The organism is Bradyrhizobium sp. BLXBL-01 (genome assembly GCF_051853025.1).
GTDB lineage: Bacteria > Pseudomonadota > Alphaproteobacteria > Rhizobiales > Xanthobacteraceae > Bradyrhizobium.
Genome location: NZ_CP182471.1, coordinates 5,956,482 through 5,982,153, shown reverse-complemented (window position 1 = coordinate 5,982,153; position 25,672 = coordinate 5,956,482). Strand labels below are relative to the sequence as shown.

The 25,672-nt window shown below is 64.9% G+C and carries 22 protein-coding genes; 10 read left to right on the top strand and 12 right to left on the bottom strand.

What is annotated here, in order from left to right; genetic code table 11:
- Positions 1-148: 148 nt before the first annotated feature.
- The 4 genes from ACNJYA_RS27750 to cyoD are packed head-to-tail and all read left to right on the top strand — an operon-like array spanning position 149 to position 3,996.
- Positions 149-982: a cytochrome ubiquinol oxidase subunit II gene (locus ACNJYA_RS27750; protein ID WP_212254721.1), complete on the top strand. Its 834-nt coding sequence runs from the start codon at positions 149-151 to the stop codon at positions 980-982.
- A complete protein-coding gene (cyoB, locus tag ACNJYA_RS27745) occupies positions 972-2,972 on the top strand; it encodes a cytochrome o ubiquinol oxidase subunit I (protein ID WP_212254722.1) in 2,001 nt (666 codons plus the stop codon). Before ACNJYA_RS27750 ends, cyoB begins: the two co-directional genes overlap by 11 nt.
- Entirely contained in the window at positions 2,972-3,613 is a 642-nt protein-coding gene (locus tag ACNJYA_RS27740; RefSeq protein WP_439363903.1) for a cytochrome (ubi)quinol oxidase subunit III, read from the top strand. The genes cyoB and ACNJYA_RS27740 overlap by 1 nt, the downstream gene beginning before the upstream one ends.
- Positions 3,610-3,996: a cytochrome o ubiquinol oxidase subunit IV gene (gene cyoD / locus ACNJYA_RS27735; RefSeq protein ID WP_172783873.1), complete on the top strand. Its 387-nt coding sequence runs from the start codon at positions 3,610-3,612 to the stop codon at positions 3,994-3,996. Before ACNJYA_RS27740 ends, cyoD begins: the two co-directional genes overlap by 4 nt.
- A 229-nt stretch (positions 3,997-4,225) precedes the next feature.
- Here cyoD and ACNJYA_RS27730 read toward each other — a convergent pair whose 3' ends face one another.
- Positions 4,226-5,014: a thermonuclease family protein gene (locus tag ACNJYA_RS27730; protein WP_439363902.1), complete on the bottom strand. Its 789-nt coding sequence runs from the start codon at positions 5,012-5,014 to the stop codon at positions 4,226-4,228.
- A gap of 202 nt (positions 5,015-5,216) precedes the next feature.
- Here ACNJYA_RS27730 and ACNJYA_RS27725 point away from each other — a divergent pair, with 202 nt between their 5' ends.
- The 3 genes from ACNJYA_RS27725 (at position 5,217) to ACNJYA_RS27715 (ending at position 8,568) form a co-directional block, all read left to right on the top strand.
- Entirely contained in the window at positions 5,217-6,815 is a 1,599-nt protein-coding gene (locus ACNJYA_RS27725; RefSeq protein WP_439363901.1) for a GMC family oxidoreductase, read from the top strand.
- Between the two features lie 195 nt (positions 6,816-7,010).
- Positions 7,011-7,457, top strand: coding sequence for a hypothetical protein (locus ACNJYA_RS27720; RefSeq protein ID WP_439363900.1), 447 nt, complete (start codon positions 7,011-7,013; stop codon positions 7,455-7,457).
- Positions 7,458-7,548: 91 nt separating this feature from the next.
- Complete coding sequence (locus tag ACNJYA_RS27715) at positions 7,549-8,568, top strand: S1C family serine protease (protein WP_439363899.1); 1,020 nt, start codon at positions 7,549-7,551, stop codon at positions 8,566-8,568.
- Positions 8,569-8,746: 178 nt separating this feature from the next.
- Here ACNJYA_RS27715 and ACNJYA_RS27710 read toward each other — a convergent pair whose 3' ends face one another.
- The gene (locus ACNJYA_RS27710; RefSeq protein ID WP_439363898.1) at positions 8,747-12,223 is read right to left on the bottom strand and encodes an indolepyruvate ferredoxin oxidoreductase family protein; all 3,477 of its coding nucleotides are present in this window, start codon (positions 12,221-12,223) and stop codon (positions 8,747-8,749) included.
- Between the two features lie 164 nt (positions 12,224-12,387).
- On the opposite strand from ACNJYA_RS27710, the gene ACNJYA_RS27705 reads away from it, so the two are divergent.
- From ACNJYA_RS27705 to ACNJYA_RS27695, 3 genes are all read left to right on the top strand, one after another.
- On the top strand, positions 12,388-13,329 hold the full coding sequence (locus ACNJYA_RS27705; RefSeq protein WP_260382711.1) for a hypothetical protein: 942 nt from the start codon (positions 12,388-12,390) through the stop codon (positions 13,327-13,329).
- A 317-nt stretch (positions 13,330-13,646) separates the two neighbouring features.
- Positions 13,647-14,345, top strand: coding sequence for a cysteine hydrolase family protein (locus ACNJYA_RS27700; RefSeq protein WP_439363897.1), 699 nt, complete (start codon positions 13,647-13,649; stop codon positions 14,343-14,345).
- A gap of 11 nt (positions 14,346-14,356) precedes the next feature.
- The gene (locus ACNJYA_RS27695) at positions 14,357-16,009 is read left to right on the top strand and encodes a regulator (protein WP_439363896.1); all 1,653 of its coding nucleotides are present in this window, start codon (positions 14,357-14,359) and stop codon (positions 16,007-16,009) included.
- A 51-nt stretch (positions 16,010-16,060) separates the two neighbouring features.
- Here ACNJYA_RS27695 and ACNJYA_RS27690 read toward each other — a convergent pair whose 3' ends face one another.
- From ACNJYA_RS27690 to ACNJYA_RS27645, 10 genes are all read right to left on the bottom strand, one after another.
- The gene (locus tag ACNJYA_RS27690) at positions 16,061-16,885 is read right to left on the bottom strand and encodes a carbohydrate ABC transporter permease (protein ID WP_172783882.1); all 825 of its coding nucleotides are present in this window, start codon (positions 16,883-16,885) and stop codon (positions 16,061-16,063) included.
- Between the two features lie 14 nt (positions 16,886-16,899).
- Entirely contained in the window at positions 16,900-17,838 is a 939-nt protein-coding gene (locus ACNJYA_RS27685; RefSeq protein ID WP_172783883.1) for a carbohydrate ABC transporter permease, read from the bottom strand.
- Complete coding sequence (locus ACNJYA_RS27680) at positions 17,835-19,160, bottom strand: ABC transporter substrate-binding protein (RefSeq protein ID WP_212254732.1); 1,326 nt, start codon at positions 19,158-19,160, stop codon at positions 17,835-17,837. The genes ACNJYA_RS27685 and ACNJYA_RS27680 overlap by 4 nt, the downstream gene beginning before the upstream one ends.
- A gap of 79 nt (positions 19,161-19,239) precedes the next feature.
- On the bottom strand, positions 19,240-20,019 hold the full coding sequence (soxA, locus tag ACNJYA_RS27675) for a sulfur oxidation c-type cytochrome SoxA (protein ID WP_439363895.1): 780 nt from the start codon (positions 20,017-20,019) through the stop codon (positions 19,240-19,242).
- Positions 20,016-20,333 (bottom strand): thiosulfate oxidation carrier complex protein SoxZ, encoded by a 318-nt coding sequence (gene soxZ, locus ACNJYA_RS27670; RefSeq protein ID WP_172783886.1) that lies wholly within the window; start codon positions 20,331-20,333, stop codon positions 20,016-20,018. The genes soxA and soxZ overlap by 4 nt, the downstream gene beginning before the upstream one ends.
- Positions 20,333-20,800: a SoxY-related AACIE arm protein gene (locus tag ACNJYA_RS27665; RefSeq protein WP_439363894.1), complete on the bottom strand. Its 468-nt coding sequence runs from the start codon at positions 20,798-20,800 to the stop codon at positions 20,333-20,335. The genes soxZ and ACNJYA_RS27665 overlap by 1 nt, the downstream gene beginning before the upstream one ends.
- Positions 20,801-20,804: 4 nt before the next feature.
- A complete protein-coding gene (soxX, locus tag ACNJYA_RS27660) occupies positions 20,805-21,221 on the bottom strand; it encodes a sulfur oxidation c-type cytochrome SoxX (RefSeq protein WP_439363893.1) in 417 nt (138 codons plus the stop codon).
- A gap of 124 nt (positions 21,222-21,345) precedes the next feature.
- Positions 21,346-22,614 carry an FCSD flavin-binding domain-containing protein gene (locus tag ACNJYA_RS27655; RefSeq protein WP_439363892.1) on the bottom strand — a complete coding sequence of 423 codons (1,269 nt, stop codon included), beginning with the start codon at positions 22,612-22,614 and terminating at the stop codon, positions 21,346-21,348.
- Between the two features lie 104 nt (positions 22,615-22,718).
- Complete coding sequence (locus ACNJYA_RS27650) at positions 22,719-24,905, bottom strand: molybdopterin cofactor-binding domain-containing protein (protein ID WP_439363891.1); 2,187 nt, start codon at positions 24,903-24,905, stop codon at positions 22,719-22,721.
- Between the two features lie 12 nt (positions 24,906-24,917).
- Positions 24,918-25,367, bottom strand: a complete 450-nt coding sequence (locus tag ACNJYA_RS27645; RefSeq protein WP_212254737.1) for a (2Fe-2S)-binding protein — start codon at positions 25,365-25,367, stop codon at positions 24,918-24,920.
- Positions 25,368-25,672 lie beyond the last annotated feature (305 nt).

Below are 25,672 nucleotides of genomic sequence, written 5' to 3'. Positions count from 1 at the left end.
ATCACACGGAATTGCCTGTGGCGGCCGGCCCATCGCGCATGGCTGGCCGTTGCAGTCCCGGAACCGTTCCGACCTCGCAGCGTTTGTTGCGGAGCCTTTCCCGCGCTAGGCTCAGCCCCGGGGCTTCCCAACCACCAGTGGCTTGCCGATGAATCTGCTCGACCCACAAGGGCCCGTGGCTGCCGCCAACAGCACCATCCTGGTCGATTCCGTCTTCATCATGCTCGTGATCGTGGTGCCGACCATTTTCGCGATTCTGGCCTTTGCGTTCTGGTTTCGCGCCTCGAATCCAAGGGCGCGCTATCAGCCGGAGTTCGTCTATTCCGGCCGCGTCGAGATGGTGGTGTGGGCGATCCCGGCGCTCACCGTGATCCTGCTCGGCGGCGTCGCCTGGATCGGCTCGCACCAGCTCGATCCCGCAGCGCCCGTGCCCGGTACCGGCAGCCCGGTGCGGATCCAGGCCGTCTCGCTCGATTGGAAATGGCTCTTCATCTATCCGGACCAGCGCATCGCCACCGTCAACACGCTGACGGTGCCGACCGGCGCCGAGCTGAATTTCCAGCTGACATCGTCGAGCGTGATGAACACGTTCTTCATCCCGCAGCTCGGCAGCATGATCTACACCATGAACGGCATGGTGACGAAGCTGAACCTGCGCGCCGACAACGAAGGCAAGCTTCAGGGCCTGTCGGCACATTTCTCCGGCGACGGCTTCCCGGACATGATGTTCGACGTCCACGTGATCTCGCCGCTCGCCTTTCCGGACTGGGTGGCGAATACGGCGAAGACGGATGCGGTGCTGAACGAGGACAGCTACAAGAAGCTGATGCAGCAGGGTGTCGAGCGGGGCCGGCCGACCTACCGCCTCGAAGACCCGCGCCTGTTCGATCTGATCGCGACCCAGCACATTCCGCCCGGGCCCGGGCCGGAGCTCGCGTCCGAAGCAGGCCGGTCGCACAGTGGAGGCCATGATGCTCGGTAAGCTCGATTGGTCGGCCATCCCGTTCGACCAGCCGATTCCGCTCGTCGCCGGCGCGGTGGTGCTGGTCGCCATCCTCGGCGTGCTGGCCTGGGTCGCCGTCAAGGGACATCTGCCCTATCTCTGGCACGAATGGATCACCAGCGTCGATCACAAGCGCATCGGCGTCATGTACATCCTGCTGGCATCGGTGATGCTGCTGCGCGGCGGCAGCGACGCCATCATGATGCGGATCCAGCAAGCGGTGGCCTATCAGTCGCAGGGCTATCTGCCGCCGGAGCACTACAACCAGATCTTCTCGGCGCACGGCACCATCATGATCTTCTTCGTGGCGATGCCGTTCGTGATCGGGCTGATGAACCTCGTCGTGCCGCTCCAGCTCGGCGTGCGCGACGTCGCCTTCCCGACGCTCAATTCGGTCGGGTTCTGGCTGACGGCGACCGGCGCGCTATTGGTCAATGTCTCGCTCGTGGTGGGCGAGTTCGCGCGCACCGGCTGGCTCGCCTTTCCGCCGCTATCGGAATTGTCCTACTCGCCCGGCGTCGGCGTCGATTATTACGCCTGGTCGCTGCAGATCTCCGGCGTCGGCACGCTGGTGGCCGGCATCAATCTCGTCACCACCGTGCTGAAGCTGCGTACCAGGGGCATGAACTACCTGCGCATGCCGATGTTCTGCTGGACCACGCTGGCCTCGAACCTCCTCATCGTCGCGGCGTTCCCGATCCTCACCGCGACGCTCGCGATGCTGCTGCTCGACCGCTATCTCGGCTTCCACTTCTTCACCAACGAGGCCGGCGGCAACGTCATGATGTTCATGAACCTGATCTGGGCCTGGGGCCATCCCGAGGTCTATATTTTGGTGCTGCCGGCCTTCGGCATCTTCTCCGAGGTGGTCTCGACCTTCTCCGGCAAGGCGCTGTTCGGCTACCGCTCCATGGTGCTTGCGACCATGGCGATCTGCGTCATCTCCTTCATGGTCTGGCTGCACCATTTCTTCACGATGGGGGCAGGGCCGAACGTCAACGCCATCTTCGGCATCGCCAGCATGATCATCGCGGTGCCGACCGGCGTGAAGATCTATAACTGGCTGTTCACGATGTATGGCGGCCGCATCCGCTTTGCGACACCGATGTTGTGGTCGGTCGGCTTCATGGTCACCTTCATCATCGGCGGATTGACGGGCGTCCTGGTCGCGGTGCCGCCGGCGGACTTCATGCTCCACAACAGCATGTTCCTGGTCGCGCATTTCCACAACGTCATCATCGGCGGCGTGCTGTTCGGCGCCTTCGCCGGCTTCGAATACTGGTTTCCGAAGGCGTTCGGTTTCCGCCTCGACGAGCGCTGGGGCAAGGCGGCGTTCTGGTTCACCTTCACGGGCTTCTACGTCACCTTCATGCCGCTCTACATCGTCGGCATGCTCGGCATGACCCGGCGCATGCAGCACTATGACGTCGCGGCCTGGCGGCCCTGGATGATCATCGCTGCACTCGGCATGGCCGTGCTGACGATGGGTGTGATCTGCCAGATCGTGCAGCTCGTGGTCAGCATCCGCAATCGCGAGGCGCTGCGCGACCGCACCGGCGATCCCTGGGACGGTCGCTCGCTGGAATGGGCGACCTCGTCGCCGCCGCCGGTGTTCAACTTCGCCTTCCATCCCGATGTTCGCGGTGAAGACGCCTATTGGGACATGAAGGTGCACGCCCGGCAGCAATCGTTCGAGCATGACGTGCCCGAATATCAGGACATCGAGATGCCGCGCAATTCTCCTACCGGCTTCGTCTGCGCGTTCTTCGCCACCATCATGGGCTTCGCCCTGATCTGGCACATCTGGTGGATGGTGATCCTGGGGGGGATCGGCGCGTTCGCGACCTTCGTCGTGTTCGCCTGGCGCGACCATGACGAGTACGTCATTCCGGCCGCGGAGGTCGCCGCGATCGACCGCGTCAATATCGAGGAACGGCGCAGCCTCGTCAGCATGGCGGGAGCGGTGTGATGGCGATGACAGCAACCGTCGGCCATGCGCACGCCGATCCCCATCACATCGGCGTCGTCATCGAGCATCCCGGGCCCGCGCCGAAGCGGATCGTGACCGCCTACGGCTTCTGGGTCTTCCTGCTCTCCGACATCGTGATGTTCTCCTGCTTCTTTGCGGCCTATGCGGTGCTGTCAGGCCAGACCGCCGGCGGCCCCAAGGGCGCGGAGATCTTCGAGCAGAGGAACGTCGCGATCGAGACGGTCTGCCTGCTGCTGTCGAGCTTCACCTGCGGCATGGCCAGCATCGCCGCCGACGTGCGCAACCGGTTCTGGTTCTATTTCGGCATGAGCGTGACCTGCGTGCTCGGCCTCATCTTCCTGGTGATCGAGTTCCGCGAATTCGCCGACCTTGTCGGCCGTGGCTACGGCCCGTCACGCAGTGCGTTCCTGACCGCGTTCTTCTCGCTGGTTGGATGCCACGGCCTGCACGTCTCCGCCGGCGTGCTCTGGCTGCTCACCATGATGGCCCAGGTGTTTGCGAAAGGCTTTCGCGCCGACGTGCTGCGGCGGATGATGTGCTTTGCGCTGTTCTGGCACGCACTCGACATCATCTGGGTCGGGGTGTTCTCCGTCGTCTACCTGCTTGGGGGTGCTCCATGAGCGATCAGACGCATATTCCGGCCGGGCGCGACCTCGCACCGGGCGAGGAAGAGCAGCATAGCGTCGGTGAGCGGATCCTGGGTTATGTCGTCGGTCTTGTTCTGGCGCTGTTGCTCACGGCGACGTCGTTCTTCATCGCCGGCACCGACCTGGTCTGGCAGCCTTCGATTCCCGTCGCGCTGATCGTGCTTGCGATCGCGCAGATGGGCGTGCACCTCGTATTCTTCCTGCACATCACCACCGGCCCCGACAACACCAACAACGTGCTGGCGCTCGCCTTCGGGCTGCTGGTGGTGTTCCTGGTGGTGGGCGGGACGGTCTGGATCATGGCGCATCTCAACGCCAATATGCCGCCGATGGACCAGATCATGCGGACGCAGTGACAGACCCCGCACGAATGCCGCACAAAAAAGAAGAGCCGCTTGTGGTGACAAGCGGCCCAAGTCTAGGGAGGAAACGCCCGAGCAAAGACAATCCGATGAGGATCGTCTGCCAAGGAAACGCTCGCGCAAAGCGCGTGCGCACTTTGATAAGTGCCGCAACTCCCGATGAAGTTCAATTCCGGATCAATACGGTCTCGGACTACCACTCACGCGTGCGTGAAGGAAATGTTCACTTCGGCCGACGGCAATTGTAGGCCTTCCGAAAGCCGGCGGCCTGGGCGTCGTCCTCGGAGCAGAACCAGCGGTCCGGCTTGGTGGTCGCCGGGTAGCTCGGGCAGCCGCGCAGATGATAGATGCCGATATTGCCGGTGACGCGGGCGCGCACCGCGAGCTTGCCCTTGATGCTGCAGCTGGGCGGCATGGTCAGCTCCTCCGGAAACAGCACGGCGCGGATCTCCTTGTCGCGGTCGGGCCGGCAGGCGGCGCCCAGCAGTGCGCCGTCCTTCTTGCCGCTGCGGAAATCTTGCGGCGCAACAAAGCAGCCCTTCCAGATCCCGGCCGCCGCCGTCTTGGCCTCGTTGGCCGCCGGCTTCACGTTGGCCTTGATCGGCTCGCGGGCGAGGGCAAAGCCGAGCTTGATCAGCTGCTCGTTCAAGCTGGCCTTGTCGCCCTCGGCCGTGCAGATGGCGCGGTGGCGCTTGCCAAAACTCTTCTCGGGTCCGACATCGTCGCAGCGCACCGTCCGCTTGTTGACCAGCTTGGCCAGCTGATCGCGGGCCTCGATGCCGCAGGTCCAGGTATCGGCGTGATCGTCGATGCAGACCTGGTCCAGCTCCGGCGCGTCGACGCCGTCGAGCCGGTAGGTGACGTCTCCGACCTGGATGGAGTTGCCGTCCCGGACCGTCGCGGCGCCGGTCAGCGCGGAAACCGGTCCGGACGAGGCCAGAAATCCGGACAAGGCGAGAAACGAAACGAGCGCAAAAGCGCGGGGGGCGGCAAAGAATTTCTGGAAGGACATACGGTCTCGCTATCGATGGCTCGTGCGCCCTGTTCCTAGCATCCGGATGTGGCGAGACCAATGGTCTGCGCCGCGCGAAGTGCGACATTCCCGCCCCGCAGCTTTACTCCGCCGTCGCTCTGCCCCTATCGTTTACCGGCCCTCGCGACGCGCGAAAGGCCGAATCGCCCGGTAAGCGGCGAGGGGGGAGGACAAGGTTGCGATGAAAGACCCCGTGGACGTCCTGATCATCGGCGCCGGCGCTTCGGGCGCGGCGGTGGCGTGGTCGCTGGCCGAGACCAAGATGCACATCCTCTGCCTGGAGCAGGGCGGCTGGATGAACCCGGCGGAATATCCCAGCACGGGCCGCGACTGGGAGGCCAAGTTCTACGGCGAATGGTCGTCGAGCCCGAATGTCCGTGGCCGGCCCGAGGACTACCCGATCAACGACGACAACTCTCCGATCAAGGTGGTGAACTACAACGCGGTCGGCGGCTCGACCGTGATGTACACCGCGCACTGGCCGCGGCTGCATCCCTCCGATTTCAAGGTGAAGACGCTGGACGGCGTCGCCGACGACTGGCCGATCGACTACGACGCGCTGACCCCGTTCTTCGAGGAGAACGACCGCATGATGGGCACGTCGGGGCTATCAGGCGATCCGCTTTCGCCGCTGACGCATCCGCCCATGCCGCAGCAGCCGATGGGCTTGTCCGGGGCCATCATCGCCAAGGCCATGAACAAGCTCGGCTGGCATTGGTGGCCGTCGGACACCACGGTCGCGACGATGGACTATGAGGGGCGGGCGCGCTGCATCAATCTCGGCCATTGCACGCCGGCCTGCGCCCAAGGCGCAAAATCCTCGACCGACATCACCTATTGGCCGCACGCCATTCGCGCCGGTGTCGAGCTGCGCACCCATTGCCGGGTGCGCGAGATCACCACCGACGAGAACGGCATGGCCTCGGGCGTGGTCTATTATGACAAGGACGGCGTCGAGCAGTTTCAGCCTGCGCATGTCGTCATCATCGCCTGCAACGGCGTCGGCACGCCGCGGCTGCTGCTGAACTCGGCTTCCAGCCGCTTTCCGAACGGGCTTGCCAATTCTTCCGGCCTCGTCGGCAAGAACCTGATGTTCCATCCCTATGCGCAGATCTATGGCTATGTGAAGGAGACGACCGACTCTAACCGCGCGCCGCCGACCTGCCTGTGGAGCAAGCAATGGTATGACACCGACCTGTCGCGCGGCTTCGTGCGCGGCTACGGCGTCCAGTTCGTGCGCGGAGCCGGGCCGGTGTTCGAGGCCGTCGTCAGCGAGCAGAAGGGCATTTTGCCCTGGGGCGAGGATCATCACCGCGTGTTCCGCAAGCTCAACGGCCACCGGCTTGGTTTCTCCGCAATCTGCGAGGACCTGCCCGAGGAGCACAATCGCGTCACGCTCGATCCGGTGCTGAAGGACAGTCACGGCATACCCGCGCCGAAGATCGACTACACGATCAGCGAGAACAGCCGGAAGATGATGGAGCATGCGCTGGAGCGCGGCTGCGAGTTTCTCGAAACGGCCGGCGCGACCGACATCTGCGTCAACTCGCCGATCCCCTGGGGCGGCTGGCATCTGCTCGGCACGGCGCGGATGGGCACCGACCCCGAGCGCTCCGTCGTCAACGAATGGGGCCGCTCGCACGACGTGAAGAACCTCTTCATCGTCGACGGCAGCATCTTCGTCACCTCCGGCGGCGTGAACCCGACCTCCACCATCCAGGCCCTCGCGCTCTACATCGCCGACCAGATGAAGCAGCGCCTCGCCAATTTGTTTGATTGACCATGATGCGGATCCAAGCAAGCGGCGACCTCGGTGCACCTCTCCCGCTTGCGGGAGAGGTCGGCGCGGAGCGCCGGGTGAGGGCTGCCTCCTCTCGGGGAATCCCTCCGCGGAGACACCCTCTCCCCAACCCTCCCCCGCAAGCGGGGGAGGGAGCGCACTGTCATCGCCGCACGAGCTTTGAAAGAGCACGCCATGTCTGATCAACCCACCCTCACGCCGCGGCAGCGCGACGATCTCCGCGCCATCGCCGCGATGATCATTCCTGCCAGCGAGGAGTACAAGGTGCCGGGCGCCGACGATCCAGCGATCCAGGCCGACATGCTGGCAACGCTCGGCCGCGACACCAAGTTGGTGGCGGCGGCACTGGATCATCTGGCGCGGCTCGCCGGAGCGCCGCTCGCCGAGCTTGATGCCGCCAGGCGCGGTGCGGTGGCGCAGGAGTTTCGCAATAACGGCGTTGCCGCCGCAACCCTCGTCCGTGTCGTGCTGCAATGCTACTACCGCGACGACCGCGTGCTGGGCTCGCTTGGGATCGAGCTGCGCGCGCCATTCCCCAAGGGCCATGTGCTTCCGGACGGCGACTGGTCGCTGCTCGATCCGGTCAAGGCGAGGGGCGGCGCGCTGAGGCGGGCGCCCTAGCCATCTGGGCAGTCCGGCCCTGCGCTCCAGGCGGGCCACTTGCGCCGGCGGGAACAGGCCACCATTTGTGTGAGCCTCAAGGACTCTTGCCATGTTGGATTTCACCTCAGATATCGCCGATGACGTACCGTCATCGCGAAAGACGGCGGCCGCCCCGGTCGATGACCGGGCGCTGCTGGACGCCTATTCCAATGCCGTGATCGACGTCACCGACCGGGTCGGCCCTGCGGTCGTGCGGGTCGAGACCGGGCCGAAAGTGCCTGATAGACGCGAGCGCGGCGGGCTCGGCTCGGGCATCGTGATCTCGCCGGACGGACTCGTGCTCACCAACAGCCATGTCGTCGGCACGTCGAAGGAGATCCGGCTGCGCGACGTCGAGGGCCGTGTCGGCGACGCCCAGGTGCTCGGCGTTGATCCCGACACTGATCTTGCGCTGCTGCGCGCCAACGGCGTGCGCGATCTGCCCTATGCCGCGCTCGGCAATTCCAAGACGTTGCGGCGTGGCCAGCTCGTGATCGCGATCGGCAATCCGCTCGGCTTCGAATCCACCGTGACGGCCGGCGTGGTCTCGGCGCTCGGGCGCTCGATCCGCTCGGTGAGCGGGCGCACCATCGAGGACGTGATCCAGACCGATGCCGCGCTCAATCCCGGCAATTCCGGCGGGCCGCTGGTGTCGTCGCATGCCGAGGTGATCGGCATCAACACGGCGATCATCAACGGCGCGCAGGGCATCTGCTTCGCGGTCGCCAGCAACACCGCGCAATTCGTGCTGTCGGAGATCATCCGCCACGGCTATGTCCGTCGCGCCTATATCGGTGTCGCCGGGCAGACCGCACCGGTGCCGCGGCGGCACGCGGTGCTGGCCGGCGTCGAGAACAAGATGGGCGCGCTGTTGATGCAGATCGAGCCGGACGGCCCGGCAGCCAAGGCAGGCCTGTTGCCCGGCGACGTCGTGATCAGGCTCGACGGCGTCGAGATCAACGGGGTCGACGACCTGATCCGCGTGCTCGACCGCGATCGGATCGGTCGCCGGCTCGCCATGGACGTGCTGCGGCTCGGCCGCCTGCGGACGATCGATATCGATCCCGTAGAGCGCAAGCCGGCGCGCTGAACTGTACTGAATCGCCCGGTCCAGCGATGATGCAGAAGGTGTGGCGAGCACGTGTCCACGATCTCGTCACTGCGAGCGAAGCGAAGCAATCCAGACTGTCTCCGCGGAAAGACTCTGGATTGCTTCGTCGCGAGGGCTCCTCGCAATGACGGTGGCGAGAGCTGTGCGCCTTTAACCGCTACTCCGCCGCCGCCGCAAAGCGGCTGTTCTCGAACTCCGCCTCGAGCCGCGCCGTCTCGGCGGCCGCCAGCCTGATACTGGCTTCCTTGACATGCCCGAAGCCGCGGATGGTCTCCGGCACGCGCGCGAGCCGCGCCAGCAGCGGGATCTGCTCCGCCCTCAGCCCGGCGATCCAACGATCTATCATGGCAAAATAGTCCTCGATCAGCTTCTGCTCCGTCCGTCTCTCCTCGGTGCGGCCGAACGGGTCGAACGCGCCGCCGCGCAGGAATTTGAGTTTTGCCAGCACGCGGAAGGCGTGGATCATCCAGCTGCCGAACTCCTGCTTCTGCAGATGTCCGGTCACCTTGTCGCGCTTGGCGAAGATCGGCGGTGCCAAATGATACTTCAGCGTGAAATCGCCGTCGAATTTCTCCGACACTTTCTTGGCGAAGCTGCCGTCGGTGTAGAGCCGGGCGACCTCGTATTCGTCCTTGTAGGACATCAGCTTGAACAGGTTCTTGGCAACCGCTTCGGTGAGCTCGGTTGACGCGGGCGAAACCGCGCTCTCCGCCTTGCGCACCTTGGCGAGGGCTGCAAGGTAGCGGTCGGCATAGGCCTTGTCCTGATAGGAGGTCAGGAATTCCGCGCGCGTCGCGATGATGTCGTCGAGCGATTTGGTCGGCGCGGACGCGCGAGCCTTGAACTGGAGCACGCTGCGCACGCGCGACATGTCATGGGCGGCGAGGCGGCCCCAGGTGAAGGCGAGCTTGTTCATCTCGATCGCGGCGCCGTTGATCTCGATGGCGCGGAGCAGGGCCTCCAGCGACAGCGGGATCGCGCCCTTCTGGAACGCGAAGCCGAGCATGAAGGGATTGGTCGCGATGGAATCGCCCATCAGCGCCGCGGCAATGCCTGTGGCGTCGATAATGTCGAGGTTGTTGTCGCCGATGGCGTCGCGCAGCACGGTCTGCATCGCGCCCATCTCGAAGTCGAGATCGGGGTTTTGCACGAAGCTCGCGGTCGGCTGCAGATCGGCGTTGATGTAGGCCTTGGTCACGCCGCGCTCGGCCCGGCTCAGCGCCGTCCGGCCGGCCGAGACGATCATGTCGCAGCCGAGGATGACGTCGGCGCCGCCCGTGGTGATGCGGACCGCGGAAATATCTTCCGGCCTCCGTGCGATGCGCACATGGCTCATCACCGCGCCGTTCTTCTGCGACAGGCCGGTGAAGTCGAGCGCCGAGCAGCCGCGGCCGTCGACATGGGCGGCCATGCCGAGGAGGGCACCGATGGTGATGACGCCGGTGCCGCCGATGCCGGTGACCAGGATGTTGTAGGGGCCGTCCAGCTCACGCGCCGGCGGCAGCGGCAGATCGGCGAACAGCTGGCCTGAATCCACAGCCGACGTCTTCATCCGCTTCAACGAACCGCCATGGACGGTGACGAAGCTCGGGCAAAAGCCCTCGACGCAGGAAAAGTCCTTGTTGCAGTTCGACTGGTCGATCTGGCGCTTGCGGCCGAATTCGGTTTCCAGCGGCTGCACCGAGACGCAGTTGGAGGCCTGCGAGCAATCGCCGCAGCCTTCGCAGACCAGCTCGTTGATGAAGGCACGCTTGGCGGGATCGGGATAGAGCCCGCGCTTGCGGCGGCGGCGCTTCTCGGCGGCGCAGGTCTGGTCGTAGATGATGACCGTGAGGCCCTTGATATCGCGCAGCTCGCGCTGCACGGCGTCGAGCTCGCGGCGGTGGTGGATGGTCGCGCCTTGCGGGAAGTAATTGCCTTGCGGATACTTGCTCGGATCGTCCGAGACGATCGCGAGCCGCTTGACGCCTTCGGCCCAGACCTGATGGGCGATCTGCGCGACGTTGAAGGCGCCTTCGGCCGGCTGGCCGCCGGTCATGGCGACGGCGTCGTTGTAGAGGATCTTATACGTAATGTTGATGCCGGCCGCGGAGGCGGCGCGCAGCGCCAGCAAGCCGGAATGCGTATAGGTGCCGTCGCCGAGATTCTGGAAGATGTGATTCTCGGTTGTGAAGGGCGACTGGCCGATCCAGTTCACGCCCTCGGCGCCCATATGCGAGATCAAATCCGTGCGGCGGGTCGGCATGCTCAGGGCCATGCCGTGGCAGCCGATGCCGGCCATGGCGCGGCTGCCCTCGGGCACGCGCGTCGAGGTGTTGTGCGGGCAGCCCGAGCAGAAGAACGGCGTGCGCGCGAGCTTGATCGGCGTGCTCGTCGTGACCGGATTGTCGAAGGCCTCGAGCCGGGCCAGGCGCTGCTCCAGCACCGGGCTGTGATGGCCGAGCTTGCGCAAGCGCGCCACCAGCGCGCCAGCGACGATGGTCGGCGTCAGCTCGCCCTCGCTCGGCAACAGCGGTGCGCCGCGCTCTTCGCGCTTGCCCGTCACGGTCGGGCGCTTCGACGCATCGACGTTGTAGAGGATGCGCATCAGCTGGTCTTCGATGAAGCCGCGCTTCTCCTCGACCACCAGCACGTCCTGCAGGCCCTCGGCGAAGCGCTTCGCGCCGCTTTCCTCCAGCGGCCAGGTCAGTGCGACCTTGTAGATGCGCAAGCCCAGGTCCTGCGCGTCCTTGTCGGTGATGCCCAGATCGGCGAGCGCCTGGCGCAGATCGAGATAGGCCTTGCCGGTCGCGACGATGCCGAGCCGTGCGGGCTTGGAATCGAGCACGATGCGGTCGAGCTGGTTGGCGCGGGCGAAGGCCTGCACCGCCGCCATCTTCGGCCCGAACAGTCGCTTCTCCGCCTCCAGCGGCGGATCGGGCCAGCGGATGTTGAGGCCGCCGGGCGGCATCTCGAAATCGTCGGGAAGCGCGATCCTGATGCGTTCCGGGTCGCTGTCGATCGAGGCCGAGCTCTCGACGGTCTCGCTGATCGCCTTGAAGCCGACCCAGCAGCCGGAGAAGCGTGACAGCGCAAAGCCGTAGAGGCCGAGGTCGAGATAGTCCTGGAGCGTTGCCGGGTTGATGACGGGGATCAGCGCCGCCGCGAACACCTGCTCGCTCTGATGCGCCAGCGTCGAGGACTGGCAGCCATGGTCGTCGCCGGCGAGCGCGAGCACGCCGCCATTGCGCGAGGTGCCGGCGGCATTGGCATGCTTGAGCGCATCCACCGAGCGGTCCACGCCCGGGCCCTTGCCGTACCAGATGCCGAACACGCCATCGACCTTGGCGCCGGGAAACAGGCCGACCTGCTGGCTGCCCCAGACGGCGGTGGCGGCGAGATCCTCGTTGAGGCCGGGCACGAAGGCGATGTCGTGCTGCTGGAGATGCGATTTCGCGCGCCACAGGGCGTGGTCGTACATGCCGAGCGGGGAACCGCGATAGCCCGAGATGAAGCCGCCGGTGTTGAGGCCCTGAAGCCGGTCGCGTTCGCGCTGCAACATGGGCAGGCGGACCAGGGCCTGCGTGCCGGACAGGAAGATCCGCTTCGATGCGAGCCGGTATTTGTCGTCCAGCTCGACCTGCAACAGCGTCATTTCGGAAGTCCTCGTCTCTTGGCTCGGCGTGGGGTTTGCGCTGCGGGAGGGAGTGCGGCTGCGCGATGCGAATTGTGACAGTCAAAAGGATGGGCCCGCGAAGTCAATATCGCTGGCCGCATCCGTGGCGCTCCTGCTAGTCATGGCTTGCACGCGGAGAAAACATGATGGCGTTCGACACCGAGATCACTCAGACCGGCGGCGCCTTGGTCGGGCCGTGGCGCCGGCCGCGACAGATGCTGCAGGCGCAAACCTACGATGCGCATGCCTCGATCCATGACGACGCCACCGCGCAGAAGCTCGGCTTCAAGGGCGGGACGATCGAGGGCCCGACGCATTTCAGCCAGTTTGCCCCGCTTTGCGAGCGGCAATGGGGGCAGGTCTGGTTCGAAAGAGGTTGCCTTTCTGCCCACTATCGCAGCGTCTGCTATGAGGGTGAAGAGGTGCAGGCGATCCTGATGGCTTCTTCGGCTGAGCAACCGGAGTGTCAAATTCAAATGGTCAAGCGGGACGGCACCGAGGTGCTGCGCGGCACGGCTTCCATCGTCGACAGTCCAACGGCTCTTGGTCTGCGTCTGCGCGAGCTTAAGCCGCTCGGCGACCCGGTGATCCTTCGCGACGTGCAAGTCGGTGTGACCGGCAAGCGGCAAACGGTGCGCATGGCGTTCGACCAGAACATGGGCGACCTCTATCCGTTCTCGCTTCGGCAGAAGCTCGCCGTCATCACCGAGCGCTCGCCGTATTATTCGGGCGCGGACAATCCGTGGGGCAAGCCGATCATCCCGATGGAGATGCTGAGCGTGCTGTTCCAGTACCGCTCCAAGGACGATCCGCTGCCGGCCAAGGGCCCGGCCGTCGGTCTGTTCGCCGACCAGGAGATCCGCCTGCTGAAGGGCCCACTCTTCGTCGACGAAGAATACGAAGTCGAGCGCGAGGTGGTCGCGCTCTCGGCCAGCCGCCGCACCGAAAGCGCCTGGGTCAAGACGCGCGTGTTCGACAAAGCGGGCACGATGGTCGCAACCATGCTGCTCAACGCGGCCACGCTGAAGGACTCTTATGCGCCGTATGAGGAGGAGTATCGGCGGCTGTATGGGGCAGGGCGGTAGCCTCTGCTCGTCATTCCGGGGCGCGCGTAGCGCGAACCCGGAATCCATTTCACCTCGCGTACCGCGGCCCGATGGATTCCGGGCTCGACGCTGACGCGTCGCCCCGGAATGACGGCGGAACGAGAGTCGTGGCCCGCTTATCCTTTAAGCAAATGCACGTCGCAAAGCCGTCGCACAGCGAATGAGCAGGCGCGGGCTCTTCCGATAACATTCTGATAGCGCAGAAAATTTCCTCGCGCGGTGCTCCGGACCGCAATTGTACACAATGGCACGGCACTTGCAGAACTCCCGGCCAGGAGAGTTCTCGCGGGGCCGTCATGTTGAACTCAGCCAAGCCGACAAAGGGCGTCGTCAGCGCCGAGCCCGAGCCGATCACGCTCGACTGGCCCGCCACCGCGCTTCTCATCATCGACATGCAGCGGGATTTCATGGAGCCCGGCGGCTTCGGCGAGACGCTGGGCAACGACGTCAGCCAGCTCGCGCGCGCGGTGAAGCCGATCGGCGCAGTGCTGACGGCGGCGCGCGACAGCGGCATGTTGGTCATCCACACGCGCGAGGGCCATCTGCCCGATCTCTCCGACGCGCCGCCGGCGAAGGTCGAGCGCGGCGCGCCGAGCCTTCGCATCGGCGATCCCGGTCCGATGGGGCGCATCCTCATTCGCGGCGAGGCCGGCCACGACATCATTCCCGAGCTCTATCCGCTCGACAGCGAAATCGTGATCGACAAGCCCGGCAAGGGCGCCTTCTACGCGACCGAGCTCGGCGAGGTCCTGGAGAAATACGGCATCGAGAATTTGCTCGTGTGCGGCGTCACCACGGAAGTGTGCGTCAATACCACGGTGCGCGAGGCCAATGACCGCGGCTATCGCTGCGTCGTCATCGCCGATGGCTGTGCGTCCTACTTCCCCGAGTTTCACGAGATGGGCCTGAAGATGATCAAGGCCCAGGGCGGCATCTTCGGCTGGGTCGCGGATTCAGCCGCAGTTTTGGAGGCGATGAAGATTTCGACCACATAGGGGGTACTATCATGAGCACATTGACGGGGACGGCCGGCAAGTCTGGATTCAAGCCGGCGCTATGGACATCGGGCGACTGGAACGCGTTTTTCGGCTTCGGCACCAACATCCTCGTCAACATGCTGGTGCTCACGGGCCTGTTGCGCTTCGTGCTGAAGATGCCCGATAGCCTCGTGTTCGGCCGCATCCTGCCCGCGCTGGGGCTGATGATGTGCCTGTCCACCTTCTATTACGCCTATCTCGCCTATCGCCTCGCCCAGAAGACCGGCCGCAACGACGTCTGCGCGCTGCCGTCGGGCGTCAGCGTGCCGCACATGTTCATTGTCACCTTCGTGATCATGCTGCCGATCACGCTCAAGACCGGCGATCCGCTCAAGGGCTGGTCGGCGGGTCTCGTCTGGGTGTTCTTCCAGAGCTTTATCCTGATGATCGGCGGCTTTATCGCGCCGTTCATCCGCAAGATCACGCCGCGCGCGGCGCTGCTCGGCACGCTCGCCGGCGTTTCCGTCACCTTCATCTCGATGCGGCCGGCGCTCGAGATGTACATGACGCCGCAGATCGGCCTCGTCTGCTTCGCCATCATCCTGCTGAGCTGGTTCGGCGGCGTGAAATACTGGCGCGGCATTCCCGCGGGCCTCGTCGCCATCGCGGCCGGCATGATCATCGCCTGGGGCTCGAACCTGTTCGGGCTCGGTCTCGGCGGCCTGAGCATCGCGGGTGTCGGCGCGGCCTTTGCCAATTTCGGCTTCTCGGTGCCGATCCCGGCCGTGGCCTACGTCTTCTCCGGCTTCGAGTTCCTCGGCATCATCCTGGTCACCGCCATTCCGTTCGGCATCTACGACCTCGTCGAGGCCATGGACAATGTCGAGAGCGCGGAAGCGGCCGGCGACGACTATCCGACCACGCGCGTGCTCACCGCCGACGGCGTCGTCAGCCTGATCGGCTGCCTGATGGGCAATCCCTTCATCAACGCCGTCTATATCGGCCATCCCGGATGGAAGGCGATGGGCGGCCGCATCGGCTATTCGGCGGCGACCGGCATCATGGTGGTGGTGCTGTCCTGGTTCGGCATCATCTCGGTGCTGCTGGCGCTGGTGCCCGTCGTCGCGATCTCGCCGATCCTGCTCTACATCGGCATGCTGATCGGCGCGCAGGCGTTCCAGACCACGCCGGTCAAGCATGCGCCCGCGATCGTGCTGGCGCTGACGCCGCATTTGGCCGCTTGGGCCAAGCTCCAGATCGACACCATGCTCGGCTCCACCATGAATGCGGCAGCCAGCGTCGGCGGCTTGGCGGCCGACAAGGCCGATGCGGTCAAGGCGGCCGCGATTGCCGCGCTGCCGCAGCAGGGCGTGTTCTATCACGGCCTAGAGGTGATGGGCGGCGGCTCCATTCTCGGCGGCCTCATCCTGGGTGCGATCGGCGTCTTCATCATCGAGCGCGATTTCGAGAAGGCCTCGGCGTTCGCGCTCGTCGGTGCGGTGCTGACTTACTTCGGCTTCATGCACGGCGAGGCCGTCGGTATTGGCGGCGGCTTTGGCGTGACGCCGGCGGTCGCGCTGGCCTACGCCGTGGTGGCCGCCGGCCTGTTCGCCGCCAGCAAGCTCGGCGCCAGCGAGCACTACGCCGCGCATCCTGAGATGTCGGCAGCGCCGGCGGAATAAGGCGAAATCGCAACGGCCGGGCGACGAGGAGGCGTCCGGCCGCTTCATTTTTCATCCGCCCTTCACGGCTCCCGCAGTCAGCCCGGCCACGATCTGCCGCTGCGCCAGCACGGTGAGCAGCAGCACCGGGAAGGTCACGATCAGCGCGGCGGCGGCCAGCGGTCCCCAGCTCAGCTGGTCGAACGAGATCATGTTATAGACCGCAACTGGCAGGGTGCGGGTCTCGCGCCCGGCCAGCACGATGCCGAACACAAAGTTGTTCCAGGAGAAGATCACGGCGAGAATGAAAGCGACCGCGATGCCGGGCTTGGCAATCGGCAGCGCAACGTGGCGGAAGACCTGCCAGCGGCCGGCGCCATCGATCAGGGCGGCTTCCTCCAGCTCCATCGGCGTCGTCTCGAAATAGCCGATCATGATCCAGATCACGATCGGCACGGTGACGACGAGATGGATGATGATCTGCGGCACCAGCGTGCCGAGCAGGCCGAGCCACTGGAACAGCAGGAACAGCGGGATCAAATAGGATAGGCCGGGCGTGATGCGGGCGATCAGGATCACGATCGCGGATTTATGCGCGGCCATGCGCGCGATGCCGTAGCCGGCGGGGACGCCGACCAGCAGCGCCAGCGCGGTCGAGCTGCCGGTGACGATCAGACTGTTGATGAAATAGGTCAGGAAGCGGTTGGAGGCGAGCACGTCGGCATAGTTCTTCCAGGCGATGCGATCCGGAAAGAACACCGGCGGGTAGGCCGCATTATCGACCTCGAACTTGAGCGACAGCGAGAGCATCCAGAGAAAGAACAGGATCGCCGGCGAGACGATGACGAGCACGGACAGCCACAGACCGATTTTGCCGATGATCTGACGGGGTGTCATGATCTGACGGGGTGTCATGCGCCGCTCGCGATCTCGGTCCACAGCATGCGCTGGCGGGCGTAGAGCATCACCGCCGCGAGCAGGACGATCAGCAGGAAGAACACGACCGCGATGGCCGAGCCGTAGCCGAGGTCGTAATAGGTGAAGGCGACGCTGTAGAGATAGATGTTGATCGTCTCCGATGCCGAGCCCGGGCCACCTTGCGTGATCGCGAAGATGATGTCGAAGCTCTTCACCGCGTCGATCATGCGGATCATGCCGGCGATGAACAGGAACGGCATGATCAGCGGCAGGGTGATGAAGCGGAACACCTGCCAGAAGCTGGCGCCGTCGATCTGCGCGCTCTCGTAAGGCTCGGTCGGGATCGCGGCGAGGCCGCCGAGCACGATCAGCATCACCAGCGGCGTCCACTGCCAGGTCTCGACCAGCACCAGCGAGGGAATGACGGTCGCGGGATGAAACACCCAGAGCTGCGCGGGAATCCCGACCAGCGACAGCAGGTAATTGAGCACACCGAGCTGCGGGTGGAACATCATGGTCCAGACCAGTGCGATCGCCACGGGCGTCGCCATCATCGGCATGATGAAGATGCCGCGCAGAAATCCGCGGCCGGCGAAGTTCTGGTGAAACACCACGGCAGAGAGTGTGCCGAGGATCAGCGGCAGCACCACCGACAGCACGGTGTAGACCAGCGTGTGGCCGACCGCCTCTAGAAAGCGCGGATCGCTCGTGAGCCGCAGATAGTTGGAGAATCCGACGAAGGTGGTGGGCGAGCCGACCTTCCATTCGTTCAGGCTCATCCAGATCGTGAAGACCCACGGGAAGATGATGATGGCGAGCACGACGACCAGCGCCGGCACCACGAACGGCCAGTAGGATGGCGGCCGCAATTCCTTCTCCGGCGCGGCCTCGGTCGAAGCCGCGGCCGGAGTCGATTGTGTCAACGCACTCACGCCTTTTCGCTACGCTCCAGGATCGGCCGATATTGTTCGTGCGCCTTCTTCAGCTCGGTTGCGGGATCGGCGCCTGACAATGTCGAGGTGAGCGCCGCGCCGACGAGATCGCGGAACTCGGCGACCGGAATCACGACGGGCAGGCCGAGCTTGCTGATCTTGGCAGAATCGATCACCGATTGCAGCCACTCCTTGGGCATCTTCACGCCGCTCTGGATCTCGGGATCGTTCAGGATCGAGTTGCGGAACGGCACGCCGCCGCCGGCCTGCAGCAGCCGCGCACCCTGCTTCTTCGAGACCACCCATTGGCAGAGCAAATAGGCGGCTTCCTTGTTCTTGCTGGCCGCGGCAATGCCGATGCCGTCGCCGTAAGTGGCCGAATACTGCCCCTTCGGTCCGGCCGGCACGACGGTGTAGCCGACCTTGCCGACGACGCGCGAGGCGGCGGGATCCTCCAGCGGCGGCGCCCAGCCGACGCCGTCGATCCACATCGCCGAACGTCCTTGCGTGAAGGAAGCCATCGACTCCATCCAGTTGAAGCCGGCGACGCCGGGCGGGGCGACCTTGGTCAGCAGCGTCTGATAGAGCTTTGTGGCCGCGACCGCTTCCGGGCCGTCGGTCTGGATATTGCCCTTGGCGTCCAAGAATTCGCCGCCATAGTTGAGGAAGAAATTGGTCCACAACGTCATGTTGGCATTGCGCAGGCCGCGCCCGACGAAGCCATAGGTGCCATCCTTGGCGTCGGTGAGCTTTTCGGCGGCCGCGACCATCTCGTCGAAGGTCTTGGGGACCGCGACGCCCTTCTTCTCGAACAGCTCCTTGTTGTAGTAGAGGATGAAATAGTCGACCGACCAGGGCAGCGACAGCATCTGGCCCTTGTCGTTCTTGGCGTATTGCAGGCCCGCGGCCGAGAAATCGCTTTCGACCAGATCCGGTGCGGTCAGCGTCGGGTCCTTCATGAACGGCGTCATGTCGGCGAGCCAGCCGGCTTTCTCGAACTGCCGCTTCTGCACGTGATAGCTGAGATGCACCACGTCGAAGCTCGGCCGTCCCGAGGTGAGCTCGATCACGACCTTCTGGCGCTGCTGTTGCTCGGGGATCTGCTCGGACTCGACCTGGATGCCGGTGAGCTCGGTGAACTCCTTGATGTTCTTTTGCAGGTTGTCGCCGCGCGGACCCTTGGCGAGGATCACCTCCAGCTTGGTCCCGGCGTATTTCTTCCAGTTGACCTCGGCGCGGGCGGGCAGGCCGGTCAGGCTGAGCGCGCCGGCCGCGGCGGTGCCCTTGAGCAGGCTACGGCGCGAGATGTCGTAATTGGCCAATGTAGATCCTCCCTTTGATTCATATTCTTTGGGACGGATACTAGCGGCCGTACCACGCCTGCCTAGTCCTAATCTGCCATCAGGGACGTACGGCCGGCGTTTCCATCGGCAGGCCGCGCGCCCGCGACATCAGGTAGAGTTCGAGCGCGACCAGCTCGGGCGAGCCGTAATCATAGGCCTGGGCGCGGACCCCGCTCATGCAGCTGCGCAACCGACGCTCTACTGAGCCCAACGTCTGCCACTCCAGGCGGTAGAGCGGGTATCCGGTCGGCTGCGCTTGCGTGATGGGTGCGCCGGCGAGACGCTTGTCGAAATTGTCGTCATGGCAGTTGCTGCAGGCAAGGTTGAGCTGGCCTTCGCGCTGCATGAAGAGGTCGCGTCCCTGCTCGGCGAATGGCTTTGCTTGCGGATCATCGCCCGCCGTGATCGGAATGCCGCGTGACTGGTGGCCGACGAAGGCGGACAATGCGAGCAGGTCGCGGCTCTCGTAGGGCAGCGGCGTCGCCTGCTGGTGATTGGCGCGGCAGAGATTGATCCGCTGATCGAGCGTGATTGGGCGCCCCAGCGCCTTGTCGAAGGCGGGGTAGCGCGCCGCGACGCCCTTCATGCTGCTGCGCGCATCGCCATGACAGTCCGCGCAGGCCTTGTCGGCGGTGCCGATCGTCTTCTTCCACAGCTGCTCGCCGTCGAGCACGAACAGCATGCCGGGATTGGCGGTGTCGTCATCCTGCATCGCGCGCGTGTCCGGACCCATGAACGAATAGCCGGAGCGGCGCGCATCCGACGGGATCTCTCCGGCGAGCAGGGTGGGGCCCGTGACGAGCAATATCGCCACCGCTATCGCGCGCCAGGAGCTCATTCGACCGTGATCGATGCCGATGCGGTGGACGAATAGCCGTTGTCGCCGATCCACTCGAACTCGAACTTGCCGCTCTCCTTGGCGACCGTAAAGAACGACAAATATGGGTTCGCCGCGATCGCCGGAAATAGGTCGGCGCGAAAGATCTCGGCGCCGTTGTAGCGGCAGACGAAGCTCGTGATGATGTCGCGCGGCACGAGCTTGCCGTCCGCGGTATGGCGGAAGCCTGTTTCCATGATGTGCGAGGTCAGCGTGCGAATCTCGATGATCTCGCCGCGTTTGGCTTTCGAGGGAACGTTGATGAGAGCGGACATCAGTTCAGCTCCTCGGTGCATGCCGCCAGCGTCACGACAATTTCGGCGGCAACCTGCCAGAACGTGTCATCTGACAGGCGCGCGATCGCGACGACCTTCTGGGTGTCGGCGAGCCGGATCCGGGTCGAGACCTGGGCTCGGCCGGAAGATGGGCCAAAATAGAAATTGCCAATGTTCGGCTGCGGGTTCTTTTCGTTGAAGACGTGGATGCTCTTGACGTAGTCGTCCGCCGTCATCGGGCTCGTCACGCTGACCGTCATCGGCACCGTGTTGCCGTTCTCGACCAGCGGCGGAATGTCGAGCTTGACCCGGCCGCTGCGAAGCTGTGCTTCGCCGACGACGTTGCGGATCGCGGTGTTGAGCATCGCCGGCGTCGCTTGAATCGGGCGCAGCGTTACGATTGGAATCGTCCCGGCGATTGTCACGCCTCCGGCGAGGTTCAAGAATTGTCGTCGCGTGGTTGGCATGAAGCTAGTCCCGAAGCATTGCAAGAAATGAGACGATGTCTTCGATCTCCGCAGCCGACAAGATTGGCTTCCCGGCAAAATTGCGTCCGACCCGAACGAGGCCGTCGTTACGATAATAGGACGGCATGATGGTCTCCGGATTGAAGCGCGAGGCATCGACCAGTCGAAGCCGCAACTGGCTCACGGACCACCGGTTCCCGGCACCGCCGAGATCAGGCGCGAGGTCGCCCTGGAACCGCGTTTCCGGGAATGGGCCGGAATGGCAGAGGATGCAGGTCGTCGTGCGTGCGAGCACCAGCGCGCGCCCGCGCGCAGCATCGCCGGGTGAGCCTGTGAGCGAGTCGGGAATGCCGTCGCCGACGATTGTGTAGGGCACGAGCTCTTCGGCTTGGGTCGGCAAGGCGAGGGCGAGGCTTGCCACGATGAGCGCCGCGATCGCAGCTACCGGATAGGATGGCTGAGGTCGCCGCGAGCTCCACTTACCTCTCCCGCTTGCGGGAGAGGTCGGCGCGCAGCGCCGGGTGAGGGCTCCTTCCATCATGGCCCTAGCCAAAGGTGTCCGCCGTGATGGTCTCAAACCAGCGCTCCGCTTCCGTGGCCTCGCGGGCGCGCAATTCGCGCGGTGCATCGACCGGGCTGGTGCCGCCCTCGACCTCGGCAAAGATGTCGCCGCGCGGCTGGTAGTGGCCGGCGAGCGAGAAGCCGTAGCCGGGCGCGACGACGTTGTAACAGACGCCGGTCAGGCGTGGCGTGTCCGGCGCGCGGCCGGCGAGGAGATTCACGATCGCGCTAGCGCAAGCCTTGCCTTGCGCGCTCGCAGCGGACGCCGATTTGGGAATGCCGCCGCCGAGGCAGGCATCGCCAACGACGTGGACGTTCGGAACGAGTTTTGACTCGAACGTGACGGGATCGATCGGGCACCAGCCGGTCGCGTCCGCAACGCCTGCGACGCCGGCGATGCGCCCCGCGCGCTGCGGCGGGATGACGTTGGCGACATCAGGGGTGTAGTTGCCGAATTCGGTGACGATGGTTCGCGTCGTCGGATCGACCGAGGTGACGCGGCCGCCTTGCGACAGTGCGACCCGCTCGATCATGTCGCCATAGAGCTCCTTCCACGCCTTCTCGAACAGCCGCTGCTGCGAGAACGTGTCCTTGGCGTCGAGGATCAGAACTTTCGAGCGCGGCTTTCTCGACGTCAGGTAATGCGCGATCAGGCTCGCGCGCTCGTAAGGCGCTGGCGGGCACCGGGAAGGATTGGCCGGGATTGCAATGGCGACCGTGCCGCCGTCCCCCATCGCTTCCAATTGCCGGCGCAGCAAAAGAGTCTGAGCGCCCGCTTTCCAGGCGTGCGGCATCGTCTCTGACGCGGCGTCGTCGTAGCCGGGCAGGGCTTCGAGATGGAAGTCGATGCCGGGCGAGAGCACGAGGCGGTCATAGCCAAACGTGGTGCCATCGCCCGTCGTCACACCACGCGTTTGCGTGTCGATGCCCGCCACAGCCTGGGTGACGATGCTGATGCCCCCGGCGGCAAGCTTGTCATAACCGAACTGCTGCGCCTCGATCTCGCGCAGGCCCGCGATCACCTCGTTGCTGAAGGGGCAGGAGATGTAAGTCTTGTTCGGCTCGATCAGGGTGACCTGCAATTTGGCATCGGCGCGCTTGAGCGCGCGGGCGCAAGCCGCGCCGCCAAAGCCGCCGCCGACCACGACGACGCGCCCCGCCGATTGCGCGCGCAGGATCGAAGGTGCGGCGAGCGATGTGGCCGCGACGGCGATGCCGAGAATGGCATTCCGCCGCGTCACCGGCGCATTCATGAGACCTGTCCGGAAAATGCTGCGGCGGCCGGTATGGCCGCCGCGATTTGTCGTTTGAGCATGACCTTTTCGGAAAACCGCTCCACACTTTTCCTGATCATGCTTTACGCGAAGGTGATGTTCTGGTCGCGCAGCGGCACCTGGCGGATGCGCTTGCCGGTCGCGGCAAAGTACGCATTCAGCACCGCCGGGGCCGCGACGCCGATGGTCGGCTCGCCGACGCCGCCCCAGAATCCGCCGCTCGGCACCATCACCGTCTCCACCTTCGGCATCTCGTTGATGCGCATCGAATTGTAGGTGTCGAAGTTGGTCTGCTCGATCTTGCCGTCCTTCACCGTGCAGCCGCCGTAGAACAGCGCGGAGAGGCCATAGACGAAGGAGCCGGCGACCTGTCGCTCCACCTGCGCCGGATTGACGACGTAGCCGGGGTCGGTGGAGGCGACGATGCGATGCACCTTGATCTTGCTGCCATCGGTCACCGAGATCTCTGCGGCGCCGGCGACATAGCTGCCGTAGCCCATCACCTGCGCGATGCCGCGATAGACGCCTTGCGGCGCCGGCGTGGTCCAGCCGATCTTCTCGGCAACCGCGTTGAGCACCGCAAGGTGCTTGGGGTGGTTGCCCATCAGCTTGCGGCGGAATTCGAGCGGGTCCTGGCCTGCGGCCTGGGCGAGCTCGTCCATGAAGCATTCCATGTAGATCGCGTTGTGATTGACGTTGACGCCGCGCCAGAAGCCGGGCGGGACGTGCGGGTTGCGCATCGCATGCTCGACCAGAAGGTTCGGCACCGAATAGCCGAACGCGGCTTCGCCGGATTGGGCGACGCCCTGGAATGCCGCGGGGTCCATCCCGTTCTGCAACGCTTCGGGGCGGAGCGAGAACAGGATCGATTGCCCAGACAGGCGGTAGTGCAGGGCGATCAAATTGTTGTTGGCATCGAACGCGCCGGTCATCTTGCACTGGGTGATGGGGTGATACCTGCCGTGCGCCATGTCCTCTTCGCGCGACCACAACAGCTTGATCGGCGTGCCCGGCATTTGCTTGGCGATCATGACGGCTTGGCGGACATAGTCGGTCTGGCCGCGCCGGCCGAAGCCGCCGCCTGGCATCACCTTGTGCACGTCACACTTTTCGGCCGGCAGGCCGGACGCTTCCAGCACCGCTGCAAACGCCGCCTCGCCGTTCTGCGTGCCGCACCAGACCTCGCATTTGTCCGCGGTGTAGAGCGCGGTGGCGTTCATCGGCTCCATGGTGGCGTGGTTCTGGTAGGGATAGGCGTAGACAGCCTCGACCTTCTTGGCGGCACCGGCAATCGCAGCCTTGGCGTCGCCGTTCTTGTTGCCGACATAGGCCGGCTGCGAATTGTCGAGCCCCTCCGCCAGCCATTTCGCGATCGACTCGCTGGAAACCTTTGCGTTGTCGCCTTCGTCCCAGACGATCGGCAGCGCCTCGAGCGCGGTCTTGGCGTGCCACCAGGTGTCGGCGACGACGGCGACCGCGGTGTCGCCGACCTTGACGACCTTCTTGACGCCTTTCATGCCGGCGATCTTGGCTTCGTCGAAGCTCTTCAGCTTGCCGCCGAACACGGGGCAATCCTTGATCGCGGCGTTCAGCATGCCCGGCAGCTTGACATCGATGCCGTAGACCATCGCGCCGGTGGTCTTGTCGGCGGTGTCGAGCCGATTGACGCCCTTGCCGATCAGCTTCCAGTCTTTCGGATCCTTCAGCTTGACGTCCGCCGGCGGCGTCAGTTTCGCCGCAGCCTCGGCGACCTTGCCGTAGGTCGTGGTACGGCCCGACGGCGTATGGGTGATGACACTGTTCTCGGCCTTGCATTCGGAGGCCGGCACTTTCCAGGCGTCGGCTGCGGCCTGGATCAGCATCACGCGCGCGGTGGCGCCGCCCTTGCGGACATAGTCTTGCGAGGAGCGGATGCCGCGGCTGCCGCCGGTGGAGAAATCACCCCACACGCGCTTGCGGGCGACGCTCTGGCCCGGCGTCGGATATTCGGTGGTGACCTTGGTCCAGTCGCATTCGAGCTCCTCGGCCACCAGCTGGGCGAGGCCGGTCAGCGAGCCCTGGCCCATCTCCGAGCGGGCGATGCGAATCACCACGGTGTCGTCCGGCCTGACCACGACCCAGGCGCCGATCTCGGGCGAGCCGTCGGCCGCGCGGACCACGGCGGGGCCGCCGAAGGGGAGGTCGAGGCCGATGGCGAGGCCCGCACCGACCGCGGCCGTGCCAATGACGAAGGCGCGGCGATTGAGCCGCGGCGAGATATGCTTGTTCATGTGAGGATTTCCTTACGCGCTCGCGATCGTGTGGATCGCCTCGCGGACCTGCTGGAAGGTGCCGCAGCGGCAGATATTGGTGATGGCCTCGTCGATGTCGGCGTCGGTCGGCTTCGGCTTCTCGTTCAAGAGCGCGGCCACCGCCATGATCATGCCGCTCTGGCAATAGCCGCATTGCGGCACGTCCTGGGCGATCCAGGCCTCCTGCACCTTGTGCAGCGCATTGCCAGAGGCGAGCCCCTCGATAGTGGTGATCTTCTTGCCCTCGGCCTCGCTGACCGAGATCCCGCAGGAGCGCATCGCGACGCCGTCGAGGTGAACCGTGCAGGCGCCGCATTGTGCAATGCCGCAACCATACTTGGTGCCGGTCAGGCCGGCATTCTCGCGGATCGCCCAGAGCAGCGGCGTATCCGGCTCGACGTCGAGCGTGAAGGTTTTTCCGTTGATTGTTAGGTTTGCCATCGCAAGTCCCCTGATTGGCCCAATCCACCGATTGAACTCAGGGGCGCAATCTGTCCGGCAAACTGGAACGGTTCAAATCAACAGTCCGAGGGGTGGCGGGGACGCATGGCCGTGTCGCTCTGGAGTATGGACCGGGACGCCGTTTTGGCTCATCCCTTCGCAATCGATTCGGGTTGACGCCTTATTCCGAGGGCGTCAATCCGTGGCTTGAGGCGACGTCCGGCTGCGAAGGCCGGTTCCAGGGCCCTGCGCGGCTTGCGCAGCGGCGACAGTTTGTCTCTTTTGCCGGGGTGCAAGTCGCGGGC